Source organism: Agrobacterium larrymoorei, assembly GCF_005145045.1.
Lineage (GTDB): Bacteria > Pseudomonadota > Alphaproteobacteria > Rhizobiales > Rhizobiaceae > Agrobacterium > Agrobacterium larrymoorei.
This window is the reverse complement of record NZ_CP039691.1, coordinates 1,034,888-1,052,206: the sequence shown is the minus strand read 5'-3', so window position 1 is coordinate 1,052,206 and position 17,319 is coordinate 1,034,888. Positions and strand designations below refer to the sequence as shown.

General features: G+C 57.6%; 19 protein-coding genes. 12 read left to right on the top strand and 7 right to left on the bottom strand.

Features of this window, described 5'->3' with window-relative positions:
- The first annotated feature begins 17 nt into the window (after nucleotides 1-17).
- Nucleotides 18-548, top strand: a complete 531-nt coding sequence (locus tag CFBP5473_RS04965) for a GNAT family N-acetyltransferase (RefSeq protein WP_027674277.1) — start codon at nucleotides 18-20, stop codon at nucleotides 546-548.
- A gap of 48 nt (nucleotides 549-596) precedes the next feature.
- On the opposite strand, the gene CFBP5473_RS04960 is transcribed toward CFBP5473_RS04965, so the two are convergent.
- Nucleotides 597-1,799, bottom strand: a complete 1,203-nt coding sequence (locus tag CFBP5473_RS04960; protein WP_027674276.1) for a pyridoxal phosphate-dependent aminotransferase — start codon at nucleotides 1,797-1,799, stop codon at nucleotides 597-599.
- 208 nt (nucleotides 1,800-2,007) lie between these two features.
- Here CFBP5473_RS04960 and CFBP5473_RS04955 point away from each other — a divergent pair, with 208 nt between their 5' ends.
- The 4 genes from CFBP5473_RS04955 to CFBP5473_RS04940 all read left to right on the top strand — a co-directional run bounded on the left by CFBP5473_RS04955 (nucleotide 2,008) and on the right by CFBP5473_RS04940 (nucleotide 5,267).
- Nucleotides 2,008-2,934, top strand: a complete 927-nt coding sequence (locus CFBP5473_RS04955) for an EAL domain-containing protein (RefSeq protein ID WP_027674275.1) — start codon at nucleotides 2,008-2,010, stop codon at nucleotides 2,932-2,934.
- A 210-nt stretch (nucleotides 2,935-3,144) separates the two neighbouring features.
- On the top strand, nucleotides 3,145-3,546 hold the full coding sequence (locus CFBP5473_RS04950; protein ID WP_051441192.1) for a hypothetical protein: 402 nt from the start codon (nucleotides 3,145-3,147) through the stop codon (nucleotides 3,544-3,546).
- A gap of 171 nt (nucleotides 3,547-3,717) precedes the next feature.
- Nucleotides 3,718-4,620, top strand: coding sequence for a DMT family transporter (locus tag CFBP5473_RS04945; RefSeq protein WP_027674273.1), 903 nt, complete (start codon nucleotides 3,718-3,720; stop codon nucleotides 4,618-4,620).
- Between the two features lie 431 nt (nucleotides 4,621-5,051).
- Nucleotides 5,052-5,267 (top strand): cold-shock protein, encoded by a 216-nt coding sequence (locus CFBP5473_RS04940; RefSeq protein ID WP_003494703.1) that lies wholly within the window; start codon nucleotides 5,052-5,054, stop codon nucleotides 5,265-5,267.
- 315 nt (nucleotides 5,268-5,582) lie between these two features.
- On the opposite strand, the gene CFBP5473_RS04930 is transcribed toward CFBP5473_RS04940, so the two are convergent.
- Both CFBP5473_RS04930 and CFBP5473_RS04925 read right to left on the bottom strand, forming a co-directional pair.
- Nucleotides 5,583-5,891 (bottom strand): hypothetical protein, encoded by a 309-nt coding sequence (locus CFBP5473_RS04930; RefSeq protein WP_027674272.1) that lies wholly within the window; start codon nucleotides 5,889-5,891, stop codon nucleotides 5,583-5,585.
- Nucleotides 5,892-6,784: 893 nt separating this feature from the next.
- The gene (locus tag CFBP5473_RS04925) at nucleotides 6,785-7,441 is read right to left on the bottom strand and encodes an MBL fold metallo-hydrolase (protein ID WP_027674271.1); all 657 of its coding nucleotides are present in this window, start codon (nucleotides 7,439-7,441) and stop codon (nucleotides 6,785-6,787) included.
- A 236-nt stretch (nucleotides 7,442-7,677) separates the two neighbouring features.
- Between CFBP5473_RS04925 and CFBP5473_RS04920 the strand changes: the two genes are divergently transcribed.
- The 4 genes from CFBP5473_RS04920 (at nucleotide 7,678) to CFBP5473_RS04905 (ending at nucleotide 11,133) form a co-directional block, all read left to right on the top strand.
- Nucleotides 7,678-8,280, top strand: coding sequence for a DUF1236 domain-containing protein (locus CFBP5473_RS04920; RefSeq protein WP_027674270.1), 603 nt, complete (start codon nucleotides 7,678-7,680; stop codon nucleotides 8,278-8,280).
- Nucleotides 8,281-8,455: 175 nt separating this feature from the next.
- Nucleotides 8,456-8,995: a MarR family winged helix-turn-helix transcriptional regulator gene (locus CFBP5473_RS04915; RefSeq protein ID WP_234881780.1), complete on the top strand. Its 540-nt coding sequence runs from the start codon at nucleotides 8,456-8,458 to the stop codon at nucleotides 8,993-8,995.
- 2 nt (nucleotides 8,996-8,997) lie between these two features.
- Nucleotides 8,998-9,711: a response regulator gene (locus tag CFBP5473_RS04910; protein WP_027674268.1), complete on the top strand. Its 714-nt coding sequence runs from the start codon at nucleotides 8,998-9,000 to the stop codon at nucleotides 9,709-9,711.
- 42 nt (nucleotides 9,712-9,753) lie between these two features.
- Nucleotides 9,754-11,133: an ATP-binding protein gene (locus CFBP5473_RS04905; RefSeq protein ID WP_027674267.1), complete on the top strand. Its 1,380-nt coding sequence runs from the start codon at nucleotides 9,754-9,756 to the stop codon at nucleotides 11,131-11,133.
- A 480-nt stretch (nucleotides 11,134-11,613) separates the two neighbouring features.
- Here the strand turns inward: CFBP5473_RS04905 and CFBP5473_RS04900 are convergent, their stop codons facing one another.
- The 4 genes from CFBP5473_RS04900 to CFBP5473_RS04885 form a co-directional block, all read right to left on the bottom strand.
- Nucleotides 11,614-11,955, bottom strand: a complete 342-nt coding sequence (locus CFBP5473_RS04900; RefSeq protein WP_027674266.1) for a tRNA-binding protein — start codon at nucleotides 11,953-11,955, stop codon at nucleotides 11,614-11,616.
- Nucleotides 11,956-12,110: 155 nt separating this feature from the next.
- Nucleotides 12,111-12,929, bottom strand: a complete 819-nt coding sequence (proC, locus tag CFBP5473_RS04895; RefSeq protein ID WP_027674265.1) for a pyrroline-5-carboxylate reductase — start codon at nucleotides 12,927-12,929, stop codon at nucleotides 12,111-12,113.
- A 5-nt stretch (nucleotides 12,930-12,934) separates the two neighbouring features.
- The gene (locus CFBP5473_RS04890; RefSeq protein WP_027674264.1) at nucleotides 12,935-13,435 is read right to left on the bottom strand and encodes a type III secretion system chaperone family protein; all 501 of its coding nucleotides are present in this window, start codon (nucleotides 13,433-13,435) and stop codon (nucleotides 12,935-12,937) included.
- 461 nt (nucleotides 13,436-13,896) lie between these two features.
- Nucleotides 13,897-14,160: an accessory factor UbiK family protein gene (locus CFBP5473_RS04885; protein WP_027674263.1), complete on the bottom strand. Its 264-nt coding sequence runs from the start codon at nucleotides 14,158-14,160 to the stop codon at nucleotides 13,897-13,899.
- Between the two features lie 291 nt (nucleotides 14,161-14,451).
- Between CFBP5473_RS04885 and lgt the strand changes: the two genes are divergently transcribed.
- The 3 genes from lgt (at nucleotide 14,452) to pgeF (ending at nucleotide 17,319) form a co-directional block, all read left to right on the top strand.
- The gene (gene lgt, locus CFBP5473_RS04880) at nucleotides 14,452-15,270 is read left to right on the top strand and encodes a prolipoprotein diacylglyceryl transferase (RefSeq protein ID WP_037170786.1); all 819 of its coding nucleotides are present in this window, start codon (nucleotides 14,452-14,454) and stop codon (nucleotides 15,268-15,270) included.
- Between the two features lie 6 nt (nucleotides 15,271-15,276).
- Nucleotides 15,277-16,377: a class I SAM-dependent methyltransferase gene (locus CFBP5473_RS04875; RefSeq protein WP_027674261.1), complete on the top strand. Its 1,101-nt coding sequence runs from the start codon at nucleotides 15,277-15,279 to the stop codon at nucleotides 16,375-16,377.
- 147 nt (nucleotides 16,378-16,524) lie between these two features.
- Complete coding sequence (gene pgeF / locus CFBP5473_RS04870) at nucleotides 16,525-17,319, top strand: peptidoglycan editing factor PgeF (protein WP_027674260.1); 795 nt, start codon at nucleotides 16,525-16,527, stop codon at nucleotides 17,317-17,319.

Below are 17,319 nucleotides of genomic sequence, written 5' to 3'. Positions count from 1 at the left end.
GCCTCAGGAATTTCATAATGCACTTTTCAATAAGACGTGCCGAACTGCGCGACGCAGCAGATATTGCCCGCTTACATGTAGAGGTTTGGCGGCAAACCTATCGTGGACTCGTCCCGCAAGACGCTTACGCGGCCCTCGATGAAAGCCGCAGACATGAAATGTGGAAGAGTAAGCTTTGCGCGACTGATCCCCATGAGATTGCTCTCGTTGCTGAAAGCGAAGCTCAATTGATCGGCGTAGGAGCCGCAGGTCCGCCATCAGACACCGTTTTCGGGAAAAGAGCGGAGATAAAGCACCTCTACATTCATAGCAGCGCCAAACGGCGTGGTGTTGGCACTCAAATTCTCTCAAAGCTCGCCAGCCACATGAAGATGTGTGGCTACGGTTCAGCGGCGCTGAGCGTCGTCAGAGGCAACGAACAAGCTGAACTATTCTATCGTGCGAGAAAGGGAGAGATCATAGGAGAATTTGTCGATCCCGGTCCGCTATGGCGCTCTCACAACCTCGTCTATGCCTGGGATGACATTAACGAGCTGATTTCCCAATAACAAAAAAGCCCGGCATCGCTGCCGGGCCTTTCAATTCAATTCAACCGCTTAGCGGCAGTTTGCGCAGAAGCGCTGGATGCGGTTGCAGGCCTCTTCCAGCAGCTTTTCCGACGTGGCGTAGGAAATGCGGAAGTTGGGGCCTAGGCCGAAGGCGGAGCCGTGGACGACGGCGACGCCTTCCGTTTCCAGAAGCTCGGTCACGAAATCCTCATCGGTTTCGATGACCTTGCCCGAAGGTGCGGTCTTGCCGATCAGGCCTGCGCAGGAAGGATAGACGTAGAACGCGCCTTCCGGCACCGGGCAATTGATGCCCTTGGCCTGGTTGAGCATGGAAACCACGAGGTCACGACGGCCCTCGAAGATTTTCTTGTTTTCTGGAATGAAGTCCTGCGTGCCGTTCAGCGCTTCGACAGCTGCCCACTGCGCGATGGAAGTCGCGCCGGAAGTCTGCTGACCCTGAATCATGTCCATGGCCTTGATGAGCTGCAGCGGGCCAGCGGCGTAACCGATACGCCAGCCGGTCATCGCATAGGCCTTGGAGACGCCGTTCATCGTCAGCGTGCGGTCGTAGAGCGAAGGCTCCACTTCCACAGGCGTCACGAATTTGAAGTCGCCATAGGTCAGGTGCTCGTACATGTCGTCGGTCAGAACCCAGACATGCGGATGCTTGACCAGCACGTCCGTCAGCGCCTTCAGCTCATCATGCGTGTAGGCCGCGCCCGAAGGGTTGGATGGCGAGTTGAACAGGAACCACTTGGTCTTCGGCGTGATCGCCTTTTCCAGTGCTTCCGCCGTCAGCTTGAAATTGCCTTCCAGCGTGGTCGCAACGAAAACCGGCGTACCGCCGCAGATCGACACCATTTCCGGGTAGCTGACCCAGTAAGGTGTTGGAATAACGACTTCGTCGCCCGGGTTAAGCGTTGCCATGAAGGCGTTGAAAAGAATCTGCTTTCCACCCGTGCCGACAATCGTCTGCTCCGGCTTGTAGTCCAGACCGTTTTCGCGCTTGAACTTCTCGGCAATGGCCTTGCGCAGTTCCGGAATGCCGGAAACGGGCGTGTATTTCGTTTTGCCTGCTTTAATAGCGGCAATGGCGGCTTCCTTGATATTATCGGGCGTATCGAAATCCGGCTCACCTGCGCCAAGGCCAATAACATCGCGACCCTGTGCCTGCAATTCGCGAGCTTTCTGCGAAACGGCGATGGTGGCGGATGGCTTTACGCGGGAGAGAATGTCGGCAAGGAAGGCCATTTTCATCGGTCCTATTGAAGTTGACATCGGCAGAAGTTTGCGGAAGGTCGCCCTCTGCGGCAAGTGGTATGTCGAAAGACCGGGCCAGTTTCAAGGGCAAATGCCATGAAAATGTTACACTGCAAGTTATTTTAATATTTGCTTAATCAGGAAGTAACGCTTTCGATGTTAGTCTCAAAGGGTTGAGATCACTTGCTGGATGAACCCCGTGGCAGCGAAAAGCATTTTCTCAAACCTGAAACGCGAAGCCGACGGATCCTGGTCCACGGTTTATGCCCCTTTTATCCTGCGCTCGGCCCTCCAGCCGCTTTTTCGCCGCCTCAGCGATGGCAGGCTGGATATCGATAGCTTCGAAGGCCTCGTTCGCCCCTATCAGGGCTCGCAACTCGTCACGCCGGGGCAGTTTTTCGCGCAGGTTCACCCGGATGATATCGAGGCCATCGACAGCATTCTGCGCACCATCCATATCTTGAACACCGGCGCGCTGGAACGCTCCCGCGCCCGCATCTTCGTCAACTTTCACCCCGGCCTGTTCCGCACGCCGGGCAAGATGCGGCAGGAAGTGGAGCGCATGCGGCTTTCGGCGCATGAGGCCGGCATGTCCCCGGACAGGATCGTCTGCGAGATTTCCGAGAAGAACGCCTCCGATATCCGCCTCGTCGCAGATTTTGCCGACCACATGCGCGCAATGGGCTTCCGCGTTGCGCTGGATGATTACGGCGCTGGCGATTCCGATATCGAACGGGTCAAGCTGGTCAAGCCGGACTATGTGAAGTTCGAGGCCTCCTGGGTGCGCGAGTTCCTGCGCAACTCGGCAGGTGCGGCCCTGCTGCGCGTCATCGTGCGCCAGTTCATGGAAGAAGGGATAGAGCCGGTTTTCGAAGCTCTGGAAGAAGAGCGCGAGGTCGAGCTTTGCGCAGAACTCGGCGTCACCCTCATGCAGGGTTACGCGCTTGCACGGCCAGAGCTTGCGCCCACCACCTTCAACCAGCGCTTTCCGGAGCTTTTCAATACCAGCCGCCCGGCCTTTCAGGCGCGGCGGGAAGACCTGCAATATTCCGCTCCCCGCGCTCCACTCAGCTTTGAAGGACGCGCCGTAAAGCCCGTCAAAACCTTCGGAAAACGCGGCGTTTAGCGGCATTTCAGCAACTGTTAACCTTTGCCTTTATATCGCCACAATAAATACGCCGGACTGACTGAATTCGGTCTCCAAGAGGTCTCTTTCGGAGCCTCTTTTTGTAGCCACGCAAGAGCGACAAGGGACCGCGACAATGTTCATCAATGACCGGAAATCGGCAGATCGGCTAAGAGCCTGTTTGGAAACGCGGCGGCGGAGAGCCGGAGAATGATTTTTGTGTCCTGCAAGGAGAAGATCGAAGGCGATATCCTTCGATATCGACAAGATTTTCGACGCGGCGGGGCGCAAAAAGCGTCGCCGGATCGACCCGTCCGCGTTTCCAAACAGGCTCTGAAGGCACAGAGAATGCTGTTTTCTCTCTGGATGGCGCTTGCCGCACTCATGGTCATCATCACCATGGCAGCGGGCCTTGCAACCTCCTCTCACGCGTCTGAAATTGTCGATCCAATGACGACCTCCGCCATTGCCAACGCGCCCATTTCTCAGGCTTCGGACCGCATCTTCGTCATCGGCCTCGTCGTTCTCGGCTTCGCCACCATGGCAGTGGGCGGCATCGTGCTGACGCTTAACAGCATTCGCGATAGTTCCGTGCGCAACCGGCGCGACTGATAGGCCCTGCACTCGCCTTGCCGAAGCTCAGGCTTCCTGATACAGCACCGACGAAACCGGCGTCCCGCCATTTTCCACGTTCAGATCTGTAAACCGTATTCAGCGCGCAAGCGTTGTCTGAAGCGCCTATTGCGCTTCGAGGAACATACAGATCGCATTCGGTCGAAGCTAATGTCGCGCATACAGGCCAATCTCGTTCTGCTTCTTGCAGCTGCCATCTGGGGCGGCGGCTTTGTCGCACAATCGACGGCTATGGAGAGCATCGGCCCGTTCTGGTTCGTCGGCCTGCGTTTTGCCATTGCCGCACTTGCCGTCCTGCCTTTCGCGCTCATGGAAACACGCCGGCTTAATGCGAAGCCGACCGTGGCCGAGTACCGCGCCTTCGGCCTTGTCGGCCTTGCGCTATTCCTTGGCGCAACCACGCAACAGGTCGGCCTTCTGACCACGACCGTTACCAATTCCAGCTTCCTAACGGCGCTTTACGTCATCTTCGTTCCCGTCATCGCCGTATTGATCTACCGTCGCCATCCGCATTGGATCGTCTGGCCGGGCGCAATCATGATGCTGATCGGCATTTTCCTGCTGTCCGGCGGCGCCTTTACCAGCCTCACGACGGGCGATTTTCTCAGCATTACCTGCGCCTTTTTCTGGGCAATCCAGATCACGCTTGCCGGGCGCGCGGTGATGAAAAGCAACAGGCCACTCGCGCTTTCCTGCGTGCAGTTTTCGGTCTGCGCCATTCTCAGCATGGCCATCGGCGCCGGGTTCGAACCCATCGACTATCAGGCCATCGCCTCATCGATCACCGAAATTCTGTATGTCGGCCTCGTCTCTTCCGGCCTCGCCTTCGTGCTTCAGGTTATCGGCCAGCGCTACACCACCGCGCCGCAGGCTGCGATTTTTCTTTCCTCGGAGGCTTTATTCGGCGCAGTTTTTGCCGCAATATTCCTTCAGGAAACGATTGCCGGAGCTGGCTATATCGGCTGCGCGATCATCTTCTCAGCCATTTTGCTGGTTGAACTGGTGCCGGAACTTACGAAAAGACGTCAGCGAAAAATTGCTTCCGCTCTCTGAGCGTATTTTTGCATTGAGACAAAATTTACTTCTTCTGCGCGAAAATAAACGGAAATTCGTATCGCCAACGATGTTTTCGTTTCACAACCTGCCCATGATGGGAAAAAATTTATTGACCCCGTGCTTTGCGCGCTAAACGCGAACCATCCACCATGGTTAGCGTATAAAAACTTTTGCTTGCCAATTTCAAATAAACACAGCACTCTACCGCCGTTCGGGCAATTTGCGAGCATGGGAAGACCTAGAAATTGATGCACCGGAGACAATACTTCGGGCGGTGGGGACAAGAAAACGTTGATCAGAACGTCCAAGACTTCCACAGCCAAGGTCCAATATCTCAAAATTCAAGAACTGCCTGCCGTACGCCCTTGCGGGCAAAACTGTAATGCTGCCTGGAGCTGAACACAGGCAGAGCGAAAAGGACCTGATGCATGGCCGAGACTGGCACCGTTAAATTCTTCAATACCGACAAAGGCTTCGGCTTCATCAAGCCAGACAATGGTGGCGCTGATATCTTTGTTCACATCTCTGCTGTACAGGCTTCCGGCCTGTCCGGTCTTTCAGAAAACCAGAAAGTGAGCTTCGACACGGAACCGGATCGTCGCGGCAAAGGCCCCAAGGCTGTCAATCTTCAGATTGCTGGCTGAGCCACAACGACTTTCTCTTCTAGTTGAAGCCCGGCAGGAATGCCGGGTTTTTTTGTGCGCGTCGTGAAAAGATTGTCATGAACGACGCTCAAGACGAAATGCCAGTACACGCGGCTCACCCCCCTCTGTCCTGCCGGACATCTCCCCCACAAGGAGGGAGATCGGCAAGACGCACCACCTTCCCTAATCTACAACGTTTGAAGACGGTCGAGCGCGTCCCGCAAATCGATCTCCCCACCTGTGGGGGAGATGTCCGGCAGGACAGAGGGGGGTGAGCCGCCGATACTGTCGTGAACTGTGAAATCATGACCCGCCTCACCGCACCTCATCGCCCGCTTTCATCCCTCCATCTCGGGAAACACGCTGCTCCTCCGCGCGCGGCATATGCTTCTCCAGAGAGCGCAGCGTATCCGCGACCCGCTCCCGGCTGGTCTTTTCCGGTGGCAGAATAGTATAGGGCCGCACTTCGATCTGCCGCGCAAGAACATGGCGCAAGTGATGCAGGTAAATCGCATAGCTGCTGATGAAGAGAATACCGGGCATGTAAATCAGTAGCACTTTCACGCTATCGGACATCATGCGGAAGGTTTGCAGAAGATCAGCAAGAAAGCTGTACTGTTCCATGTCATTTCCCCATTGCTGTGGCCACACGCCGCGAGGCGCTGAGACACAATCCCGTTGAAACGGAAATGACCACCGGAGGAAACGACCTCTGGTGGCCGGGGAATTCGCAAGCCGCGTAAGAACGACCGCCCTGACCTTTAGGCTTGCGCCTTGGACATGCGTCAGAGCCTCCCCAGCCATAGAGACAGAAGAGTTATATAGTCATAATGGACCGCCTCAGCCACAAACCTATGGCTGAGGGGTGTCATTGACGGCCGACACTGGCCGTCTTACGAGGGATTGCGAGTCCCAAGACCGGCTCGTTAACTCCGATCTCGGTGCAACCATAGAGAAAGTGCGCGGTGAAGGATATGGCTATTTTTCGCATATCCGATTGATGGGATGTGAAGCTCTCGTGAGGTTTGAGATGACGGCGTGCCGAAACCACCGCCAAACCCGCCGTCATCCTTGGCCTTGAGCCGAGGATCCATCGCTATCAACGAAATCAAGGGGTTATGGATCCTCGGCACAATGCCACTACTGTCCGGTTTAAATGTGCAGATGCGAGGCGAGGCTTTGAATGCATTGCAGTTCCATCCTTCAAATCCGGTTAGAACACGCTTTGACCGCGTTCGCTGTAGGGTGGCGACGGTGCAACCCCACTTCCGTCATCCCGGACTTGATCCGGGATCCAGCCAGACCAAGTCTTTGGTCTGAAAGACTCTTTTGACGCACAGACGCGCGTCCGCTGGACCCCGCATCAAGTGCGGGGTGACGGGTGGGGGAGCTGTTCTCGCCCCAAACTACCCACCCACGTTAAACCGGACAGCAGTGGGACACCCCCCAGGATGACGCTATGGAGTTCGGCATTCCGCAAAGCAGCGAACCTACGTCCTCAACGAGGAAGCGTCCGGTTACTCAGCGCCCAAAAGCCCCTGAAGATAAGGATTATTCCGCCGCTCTTCGCCAATACGCCCGCCGGGGCCGTGGCCGCAGATGAAGCCTACCTCGTCGCCCAGCGGCAGTACCTTGTCGCGAATGGATGCCAAAAGTTGCTCGTGGTTTCCGCCCGGCAGATCGGTGCGGCCGATGGAGCCGCTGAACAGCACGTCGCCCACATGGGCAAAGCCCTGCTCGCGGTTGTAATAGATGACGTGGCCGGGTGCGTGGCCGGGGCAATGATAGACTTCGAATGTGTGGTCGCCGAAGGAAACGACTTCGCCATCCTTCAGCCAGCGGTCCGGCAGCACGTTTTGCAGGCCCGTAATCCCGTATTTCTGCGCCTGAACTTCGATCCGCTCCAGCAATGGCCGGTCGTCCTCATGCGGGCCGATGATAGGGAGTGAAAGGCGCTCCTTCAATTCCTTGGCGCCGCCCGCATGGTCGAGATGGCCGTGGGTCAGCCAGATTTCCTTCAGCGTAATGCCGTTTTCCGAAACCGTCTGAACGATGACATCCACATCGCCGCCGGGATCGACCACGATACCTTCCTTCGTATCGTCATCGAAGAGAATCGTGCAGTTCTGCTCGAATGGCGTGACTGGAATGATCCCTGCCTGCAACTTACCCATGACGACCTCTTCCTTTCTAAAAAACAATGCTTCCGTATAGACGCCCACGCGGCGCAGCACAATAAAACGATAAAAAACAATAGCTGCCGAGGGTTTAAGCAGGCTGAAATTTACTTGGAAAATCAGCGGGATACTTCAGGATAACTACCGGATTCGGAAACATAGTGTTCACGAATTCGGGAACGGACCGGCGATATGTGCGTTCTTGCCCCAGTCTTCAAATGGAGTGAGACAAAATGGACAAGAAGCTGAAACTCATGATCGCTGGCGGCGCCTTTGCGCTTATCGCCGGTTATGCCAATGCGGCGATGGTGGCCACCACAGCATCGGATATTTCGGTGCGTTCCGGTCCCGGCGAAGATTACCCCGAAGTAGGCCTCGCAACACGCGGCAGCAATGCGGTTCTTGACGGTTGCATGGAAGGCAGCGCCTGGTGCCGTATTGAAGTGAACGGCGTTCGCGGCTGGGCCAATGCAGATTATCTGAACGTTATGTATGAAGGCTCCCCGGTTATCCTGCGCGAACGCCGCGCGGATATCGAAGTGCCCGTCGTGACCTACGAAAAGACCGCCAGCGTTCAGCAGGAAGAACCGAACCCCGGCGACCCGAACCTTGGCCGCGTCGGTGAGGTAAACCCGCCAGAGCAGGTCATCACCTATATCGACCGCCATCCGGGACAGACAGTGCGTTACGACGGTGATGTCGTCGTCGGCACCACGGTTCCAGCCAGCGCCGAACTCGTAACGATCCCGGACTATGAATATAGCTATGTCCGCGTCAACGACCGCCGCGTTCTGGTAGAACCGAGCACACGTCGCGTGGTCTATGTCTACGAATAAGCAAAGTCTCTGACTTTACGAAAAGAGCGCGGCCTACCGCGCTCTTTTTGCATTTGGCGCCCGGCACGATAGTCGTCACGCATATTGGCGTTGATGTTCAACCTGCGGCATATTATCGAACGCAACAGAAAATGATCGGGACAGTCTCCCGACCGTCACCATTTTGGCAAATCTCATGCTAATGGTGACGAAGCGCGATAATGACGAAGGAAAAGAAGTGCCCGCCCAATCGCTGAAAAAGGCTGCCGTCAAACAGGCCCCAGCCCTTCCCCATGTCGATGATGCGAAAATCGACTTTGATACGATTGAGGCGTTTTTCTTCGCTTACCGGGATTTCGTTTCCGACCCCGATGCCATTCTCGAAAAGCTGGATTATGGCCGGGCTCACCACCGCGTCGTCTATTTCGTCTGCCGCAATCCGGGCATGACGGTGGCCGATCTTCTCGATACGTTGCAGATTACCAAGCAGAGCCTCGCCCGCGTTTTGAAACAGCTGATCGATGATGGCTATATTCGCCAGATGGCAGGCCCGGAAGATCGCCGCCAGCGCAGGCTCTACCCCACGCTGACGGGCCGGGAACTGGCACTTGCGCTGAGCGACCCTCAATCGCGGCGCGTCGGTCGCGCGCTTGAGGGCATGTCGGCGGATGCGCGCGCCTGCGTGCTTGAATTTCTCGCGCGGATGCGCGACCCCGAAACGACGGGAGCGGAGTAACCATGCCGACTTCGACAACGAAACAGCCTCTGGCAGATGACGACGCGCCTCACCTGCTGATCGTCGATGACGATGCGCGTATCCGCGATCTTCTCCAGCGCTTTTTAGGCGACAAGGGGTATCGCATCACCGCTGCCGCAGATGCCGCCGAGGCGCGCCGCAAGATGCAGGGCATCAAGTTCGATCTTCTGATCCTCGACGTGATGATGCCGGGCGAAAACGGTCTTTCGCTGACCCGTTCCCTGAACGAAGACAAATCCGTTCCGGTCATCCTCCTGACCGCGCGCTCGGAAGCGGATGCGCGGATTGCGGGCCTTGAGGCGGGCGCGGACGATTATCTCGCCAAGCCCTTCGACCCGCGCGAACTGGTGCTGCGCATCAACAATATTCTGCGCCGCAATACCTCGCCGGATACGCCCAAGATCGAGCAGATCATCTTCGGCCCCTATAATTTTTCGCTGCACAAGAAGGAGCTGCGCCGCGGCCCGGAAGTCATCCGCCTGACGGATCGCGAGCAGGATATCATGCTGCTTTTTGCCATGCGCGCGGGCGATACCATTCCCCGGCATGAGCTGGTGGATGCCGATGCCGATGTCGGCGAGCGCACCATCGATGTGCAGATAAACCGTCTTCGCCGCAAGATCGAAGACGACCCGGCCAATCCGGTCTACTTGCAGACGGTACGCGGCATCGGCTACCGTCTAAGCGTGGATTGACGGCAGACATCTGCTGGTACGCCGGTAACGAATAGGCGATATATGGCAAGCCTCGATTTTCTGACCGCCGCCCGCAACAGCGCACCAGCGCGCGGATGGCGTTTCTTTGTAAGATGGCTGCGGCACTGGCTGCCCACCGGCCTTTATACGCGCTCTCTGCTCATCATCATCCTGCCGATGGTTCTGTTGCAGGCGGTCGTTGCCGCCGTGTTCATGGAACGGCACTGGCAGCTGGTGACGGAGCGGCTTTCCGCAGCGGTCACGCGCGATATTGCCGCCATCATCGAACTGATCGAGACCGATCCGGAAGAGGACGATTATCAACGCGTCATCAAGATCGCCCGCGAGCGGCTCGATCTCAGCGTCTATATCGAGCCGAAAACGGAACTGCCCCCTGCCCGCCCGGAACCGCTCTTTTCCATTCTCGATTCCATTCTCGCCGACCAGATCACCAGCCAGATCGGCAGACCTTTCTGGCTCGATACCTATGGCAATGGCTCGTTGGTCGAAATACGCATCCAGCTGAAGGACAAGACGCTGCGCGTCTTCACCCGCCGCAGCCAGGCCTATGCTTCCAACACGCACATCTTCCTCGTCTGGATGGTGGGGGCGTCGCTGGTGCTGCTCGGCATTTCCATTCTGTTCCTGCGCGGCCAGATCAGACCCATTCTCTCACTTGCCAAGGCCGCCGAAAGCTTCGGTCGCGGCCAGAAAATCACGGCCTATTCGCCGCGTGGTGCCGATGAAGTTCGCCGCGCTGGCCTTGCCTTCATTCTCATGCGCGAGCGCATCGAGCGCCAGATGGAGCAGCGCACAGCGATGCTGAACGGCGTCAGCCACGACCTGCGCACCATCCTTACCCGCTTCAAGCTCCAACTGGCATTGGCCGGAGACAACCCGGACCTCGAAGGGCTGGACAAGGATGTGGACGACATGCAGTCCATGCTGGAAGCCTATCTCGCCTTTGCCCGCGACGATGCCGAAGAGGATGTCGGCAAGCTGGAACTGGCACCCCTGCTTGAAAAAATCCAGAATGATTTCCTGATGTTCGGCAAGACCATGCGTTTCGAACTGAACGGCGTCGAAGAGCTCGCCGTGCGCCCCAACGCCTTCTCGCGCCTCATCGGCAACCTCGCCGCCAACGCCCAGCGCTATGCTACAACGCTTGCTGTAGAGCTTCGCCGCGCACCGAAATCGGTCAGCATCATCTTCGATGACGACGGCCCCGGCATCCCAGCGGAATCGCGCGAAGACGTGTTCAAGCCCTTCTTCCGGCTGGATGAAGCCCGCAACCTCAACGCCTCCGGCACCGGCCTCGGCCTGTCGATCGTCAGGGATATCGCCAGAAGCCACGGCGGCGACGTGACGCTGGACGAAAGCCCGCTTGGCGGACTGCGCGTTATCGTGAAGATACCTGCGTGATCCCTGTGCCGTCCGGTTTGGGTTTATGCGCCCTTTATGCGAAGCCAGAGGCTTGAGGAGAGACGGTAAATCCACCCGCACCGTCATCCTCGGCCTTGTGCCGAGGATCTACCAACATCAACAAAATCAATCGGTTGCAGATCCTCGGGACAATCCCACTTCTGTCCGGTTTAAACTGGGTGGGTAGTTTGGGGCGAGAACGGCTCCCCAACCCGTCACCCCGCACTTGATGCGGGGTCCAGCAGACGCGCGTCTGCGCGTCGAAAAAGTCTTTCAGACCAAGGACTTGGTCTGGCTGGATCCCGGATCAAGTCCGGGATGACGGAAGTGGGGATTGCCGTTGCCACATTCACAGCCAGCGTTGCAGTGGCGAGTCCGAATTCGTACAGAGTACAAAAACCGAAATGCAGTCAACACCCTATACCAAGTCTATAAATCTCAACCGAACAGCAGTGGCCTGATCCGGGCATCAGCGCTGCGTCAGCACATCTTCGCACCATTCGGCACGTCGCGCTCGACGCAGGCCAGCACGATATCGCCATTCGCATCGGCAAAGCCCAGCGTCAGCACCTCGGAGCGAAACGGTCCGATCTGGCGTGGCGGAAAATTGATGACCGCGAGAACCTGCCGCCCGACGAGCGTTTCCAGAGTATAATGAACGGTGATTTGTGCGGAAGATTTCTTGATGCCGATTTCCGGCCCGAAATCGATCTTCAGTTTGAAAGCAGGCTTGCGCGCCTCAGGAAATGCCTCGGCTTCGATGATGGTACCGGCCCGGATATCGACTTTCTCGAAATCCGCGTAGCTGATCTCACCATTCATCCTAGTAGCTCCTTACAGTCTGTTCAAGAATTGCTGCTGATCAGGCGAAAACGGTAATTTCGAGAACCGGAGCGCAGCGTACTTAAGGTACGTGAGCACCGGAAGCGCAGAAATTGCCGTTTGCAGCCGACCTGCGGTGATTATTGGGCAGACTGTTAATTCGCAAGCTCTTCAGCCCGTGTCTTCGCCGCCGCAATCGCCTTGTCGAACAGCGGCTGCATGCCATCATCCGCCATCAGAACCGAAAGCGCAGCAGCAGTTGTACCACCGGGAGACGTCACGTTCTGGCGCAGCCGGGAAGCCTCTTCGGGGGACTGGTGAAGCAACTCACCAGCCCCCGCGACGGTTTCCCGTGCAAGGCGCATGGCGAGGTCCGCCGGCAGGCCCGCTTTGCGTCCTGCTTCTGCCATGCATTCCACGAGATAAAACACATAGGCAGGGCCGCTCCCCGAAACGGCGGTCACGGCGTCGATATCGCCTTCGCTCGCCACCCATTCCACCGGGCCGCTAACCTTTAGCAGCTCTTCCACCACAGCGCGCTGAGCCGCGGAAACGGCCTCATTGGCATAAGCGCCGGTCACGCCGCGGCCAACCATGGCAGGCGTGTTGGGCATGGCGCGAACGGTCGCTGCCTTGCCCAGATGGCTTTCGATATTGGCAAGCGTCTTGCCAGCGGCGATGGAGACGATCACCGTCTCCTCGCCGACCAGCGTTTTGAGGGATGGCAGAACCGTATCCATCAGCTGCGGCTTGACCGCCAGAAACAGAATGCCAGCCTTGATGTTCTCAGGCGCAGCCGTCACATGGCTTGCTCCGGCATCCTTCAACACCGAAGTCATGGCGTCCGATGGCCGCGGATCGACAACGATGACCGAAGAGCCGGGAACGCCTTTCTTCAGCCATCCGGACAGCATCGCGCCGCCCATATTGCCAGCACCGATAAGGACGAGCGGAGCGGAGCCAAGCGACACCATCGGTATCAGGCCTCGCCAACCGTTTCGAAGAGCGCCGCATCCATCGCAGCCTTCGCATCCATGCCGGACCAGACGACGAACTGGAACGCTTGATAATATTGCTCGCAAGCCTCGAGCGCGCTCGAAAGCAGAACTTCGACCTGCTGGTTGGTCGGCTCCGCGCCGCCTGCCAGAAGCAGCGACTGGCGGAAGATGATCACATCTTCCTGACGCCACAGATCGAAGTGGCCCATCAGCGTCTGGCCGTTGACTTGCGAGAGAAGGCGGATCACCTCGTTGACGCGATGATCGGGCACCTTGATATCGAAGGCGCAGGCCAGATGCAGCGCTTCGAACTGCTCCATCCAGGAAAAAGATACATGATAGTCGGCCCAGCGGCCTTCTACCGTCATGGCGATTTCGTCCTCGCCGGAGCGCTCGAAAGACCAGTCGTTGGAGGCCGCCACGAACTCGATCATATCGACCGGGTTGGAGAGACGTTCAACTTCAAATTCCATTAGGCTCATGCGGCACCTTTTCAGCCGGAGATGAATGTTTTGTTTCGCACGCGAAAGCACAAAAACGCACATACAAATGCCGGTTACATCAGTTTAGGACGATTGCCCGACGCCGCCAGATTAACGCAGTGAACCTGTCTGGAGCTTACCGAGTTCGTTTCGAATCATCATTTAAAATCAGTCTATAGCGAGCGAGTCCCATCGCCACCCCCCGCCACCCCATTTTCCAGTGGGAACCGTGGATATCTCTTAGTTCGGAAGTTCAGTTCAGAGTCATAACCGACTCTGCCGATTGCGTTTTTCGGGAGTGTCCACAGACGTTAAAAAAATGCGAATGAAAACGCTTGCTCTTTAAAGGCGAATCCGCACTCCGGGAAAAACTGCATCAAAACAACACAAAACGAAAAGGCCGGACCTTTTTCGGGGCCCGGCCTTCAATGCAGCGATTCAATTAGTGGAGGAGATTGGGGTCAGGAAGCGTTGCCCGCAAGCCTGGCTTCCAGCGCCTCGATTCTGGCTTTCAGCACGTCGTTTTCGTCGCGCGCCTTGATTGCCATTTCACGAACGGCTTCGAATTCCTCACGCTTGACGACATCAAGGCTGTTCAGCCAGCGATCCGCCTGCGCATGGAAAGCAGATTCCATTTCCTTACGCACACCCTGCGCCGCACCTGCGGCATCGGTCATCAGCTTTGCGAATTCATCGAAAATGCGGTTGGTTCCGGTGGTGCTCATGGCGCGATGTCCTTGGTCTATATCCGGAGAGGCCTTTTGCCCTGTCCGGTTCATGCATTTCAGGTAGGCACTCGGCTGGCGTCTTGCAAGCGAAAACAGGAGCGCGGGCCGAAGTAACCTTACTTTGCACCGCCATGGATGCGCCAAAGAATCGCCTTGACCGCTCCCATTTCACCGGCCATTTTCCCGCACCGGGAAAGCTTACGCTAATCATTCCCATCGTGCCGATTTGGGCGCTATCAATGAAATGGAATACGCGATTTGTTTGCACCGCTTACCCAGTTTTCGATCATGCCGTTCCCGAATATCGATCCGGTGGCCATCGCCATCGGTCCGGTGTCGATCCACTGGTACGGCATTGCCTATGTCGTGGGCATTCTGCTGGGCTGGTATTATGCGCGCAAACTCTCCATCACAGATCGGCTGTGGCCGCATGAAAAATCGCCGGTGACGCCGGTTCATCTGGATGACTTCATCGTCTGGGCCGCCGTCGGCATCGTGCTTGGCGGACGTCTCGGCTATGTCTTTTTCTACGACCTGCCCGCCGTCATGGCCAATCCGGTGCGCGCCTTCGAAATCTGGAATGGCGGCATGTCCTTCCATGGCGGCTTCCTCGGCACCACTATCGCCATGTATCTGTTTGCCCGTCGCAACGGCATTCCGGTCTGGAGCATGTTCGATATCATCGCCGCCGTTGCGCCCATCGGCCTGCTCTTCGGTCGCATCGCAAACTTCATCAATGGCGAATTGTGGGGCCGCCTGACGGATGTGCCTTGGGCCGTGGTCTTCCCGACGGGCGGGCCCTTCGCGCGCCACCCCAGCCAGCTTTATGAAGCGGCTTTGGAGGGACTGGCGCTGCTCATCGTCCTGTCCATCCTCATCTATGGTTTCAAGGCGCTGAAGAAGCCCGGCACAATCACCGGCACCTTCGTTGCAGGATACGCCCTGTCGCGTATCTTCGTGGAGTTCTTCCGCGAGCCGGATGCGCAAATCGGTTATTTAGCCGGGAACTGGTTGACCATGGGAATGGTTCTGTCCACGCCCATGTTCGCATTCGGCATCTGGGCCATTTTCCGCGCGCGCCGCGCAACCGTTGCCGAGATTGGGTGATCGTCCATGCCCACGCCGCTTGCCCGCCGCATCAAGTCCCTGATCCGCCTCAACGGGCCGCTCAGCGTTACGGATTATTTCTCGCTGTGCCTCGCAGATCCCGAACACGGCTATTACAAAACCCGCCAGCCCTTTGGCCGCACGGGTGATTTCGTCACGGCACCGGAAGTCAGCCAGCTCTTCGGAGAGATGCTTGGCGTCTTCATGGTGCATGCATGGCAGCGCCACGGCACGCCCGCCAATGTGAGGCTGGTGGAAATCGGCCCCGGTCGCGGCACGATGATGGCGGATATGCTGCGGGTCATAGAACGCATCGCCGCACCCCTTTATGAAAATATGAGCGTGCATCTGGTCGAAACCAGCCCTCGCCTCACCGAGACCCAACAGCAGACCCTTCAGTCTCACGGCGAGAAAATCAGCTGGCACGAAAGCTTCGATGACGTGCCGCCCGGCTTCCTTCTGATTGCTGCAAACGAACTCTTCGATGCGATCCCCATTCGCCAGTTCGTCAAGACGGCGCAGGGTTTTCGCGAAAGGGTGGTCAGTCTGGATGCGCAGGACGAACTCGTCTTTTCCGCAGGCATCGCCGGTCTCGACCCCGATCTTCTGCCGCCGCAGCCGGAGCGCCAGCCGCTGGGCGCCATCTTCGAATATTCGCCTGCACGCGAAGCGGTGATGACCGCGCTCTGCGAGCGGCTGAGGATCAATGGCGGTACGGCGCTGATCATCGATTACGGCCATATCGTCTCCGGTTATGGCGATACGATGCAGGCCTTGCGCATGCATGAATTCGATCCCGTTCTTGCCCATCCCGGTGAAGCCGATCTGACGAGCCATGTGGATTTCGAAAGCCTGATGAAAACGGCAGGCGCCAGCGATGTGCACATCAATGGCTGCCTGCATCAGGGTGACTTCCTTTACGGCCTTGGCCTGAGGGAGCGCGCCGAGGCGCTCGCCGCCAAGGCAACGCCGGATCAGACCTTGCAGATTGCCGAGGCCGTCAACCGTCTGGCGGGCGAAGGCGCGGGCAAGATGGGTGAGCTATTCAAGGTGCTTGCCGTCTCCAGCCCTGCCCTTCATCTGCTGCCCTTCCGCGCACTGGATTGACACGGGCACTTGGCTTGGGCCAACATCGCGCCAAATCGAAGCAGAGACAAATCTGCCGAACGGCATCGTTCGCGATGCGCTCATCGGAAACACTCGCTCGCAAATCTCATTGAAAAATCAGCGACATCGCCAAGGATTGAAAACCCCATGCAGGACGAAACGCTGCCGCTTCCCGTGCAAAGCCCGCTGCTTGCCGCCGATTCCACCAGCCGGATTCGCCACGGCTTCTTCACCCGCCATGGCGGCGTGTCGGAAGGTATTTATCGCGGATTGAATGTCGGTCTGGGCTCGGAGGACGAGCGCGAGGCCGTGCTGGAAAATCGCCGCCGCGTGGCGGAATGGTTCGGCCTGCCGGTCGAAAAACTGGCGACGGTTCATCAGATCCACTCCCCCAATGTCGTGGTCGTGGATGAGACTTACGATGGAGATCGCCCCCAGGCGGACGCCATGGTCACTGCCACGCCCGGCGTCATCATCGGCGTGCTCAGCGCCGATTGCGGCCCGATCCTCTTTGCGGATACTGAGGCGGGCGTCGTGGGTGCGGCCCATGCGGGCTGGAAAGGTGCGGTTCATGGCGTGCTGGAAAACACCATCGAAACCATGGTCGCGCTCGGCGCGCGCCGGGAGCGCATCGTTGCCGCCCTTGGCCCGTCGATCAGCCAGGACAATTACGAGGTCGGACCGGAACGTGTCGAAGATCTGAAGAAACTCGATCCGTCTCACGAGACCTATTTTGCGCCGTCACCCAATGCCGGGCACGCTTTCTTCGACCTGAAACAACTGACCGTCGATCGTCTGGTGAAAGCCGGTGTGCGGGCGGAAAATCTCAACATCTGCACTTATCCGGATGACGAGCGCTTCTTTTCCTTCCGCCGCACGACCCATCTTTCGGAACCGGATTACGGAAGACAGATTTCAGCAATAGCAATTTTGGAGGACTGA

Bases quoted from the DNA above. Each gene is read 5' to 3' on its own strand.
- CFBP5473_RS04965 (WP_027674277.1), top strand. From the start codon at position 18: ATGCACTTTTCAATAAGACGTGCCGAACTGCGCGACGCAGCAGATATT.
- CFBP5473_RS04960 (WP_027674276.1), bottom strand. From the start codon at position 1,799: ATGGCCTTCCTTGCCGACATTCTCTCCCGCGTAAAGCCATCCGCCACC.
- CFBP5473_RS04950 (WP_051441192.1), top strand. From the start codon at position 3,145: ATGATTTTTGTGTCCTGCAAGGAGAAGATCGAAGGCGATATCCTTCGA.
- CFBP5473_RS04945 (WP_027674273.1), top strand. From the start codon at position 3,718: ATGTCGCGCATACAGGCCAATCTCGTTCTGCTTCTTGCAGCTGCCATC.
- CFBP5473_RS04940 (WP_003494703.1), top strand. From the start codon at position 5,052: ATGGCCGAGACTGGCACCGTTAAATTCTTCAATACCGACAAAGGCTTC.
- CFBP5473_RS04930 (WP_027674272.1), bottom strand. From the start codon at position 5,891: ATGGAACAGTACAGCTTTCTTGCTGATCTTCTGCAAACCTTCCGCATG.
- CFBP5473_RS04925 (WP_027674271.1), bottom strand. From the start codon at position 7,441: ATGGGTAAGTTGCAGGCAGGGATCATTCCAGTCACGCCATTCGAGCAG.
- CFBP5473_RS04920 (WP_027674270.1), top strand. From the start codon at position 7,678: ATGGACAAGAAGCTGAAACTCATGATCGCTGGCGGCGCCTTTGCGCTT.
- CFBP5473_RS04915 (WP_234881780.1), top strand. From the start codon at position 8,456: ATGCTAATGGTGACGAAGCGCGATAATGACGAAGGAAAAGAAGTGCCC.
- CFBP5473_RS04910 (WP_027674268.1), top strand. From the start codon at position 8,998: ATGCCGACTTCGACAACGAAACAGCCTCTGGCAGATGACGACGCGCCT.
- CFBP5473_RS04905 (WP_027674267.1), top strand. From the start codon at position 9,754: ATGGCAAGCCTCGATTTTCTGACCGCCGCCCGCAACAGCGCACCAGCG.
- CFBP5473_RS04900 (WP_027674266.1), bottom strand. From the start codon at position 11,955: ATGAATGGTGAGATCAGCTACGCGGATTTCGAGAAAGTCGATATCCGG.
- proC (WP_027674265.1), bottom strand. From the start codon at position 12,929: ATGGTGTCGCTTGGCTCCGCTCCGCTCGTCCTTATCGGTGCTGGCAAT.
- CFBP5473_RS04890 (WP_027674264.1), bottom strand. From the start codon at position 13,435: ATGAGCCTAATGGAATTTGAAGTTGAACGTCTCTCCAACCCGGTCGAT.
- CFBP5473_RS04885 (WP_027674263.1), bottom strand. From the start codon at position 14,160: ATGAGCACCACCGGAACCAACCGCATTTTCGATGAATTCGCAAAGCTG.
- lgt (WP_037170786.1), top strand. From the start codon at position 14,452: ATGCCGTTCCCGAATATCGATCCGGTGGCCATCGCCATCGGTCCGGTG.
- CFBP5473_RS04875 (WP_027674261.1), top strand. From the start codon at position 15,277: ATGCCCACGCCGCTTGCCCGCCGCATCAAGTCCCTGATCCGCCTCAAC.
- pgeF (WP_027674260.1), top strand. From the start codon at position 16,525: ATGCAGGACGAAACGCTGCCGCTTCCCGTGCAAAGCCCGCTGCTTGCC.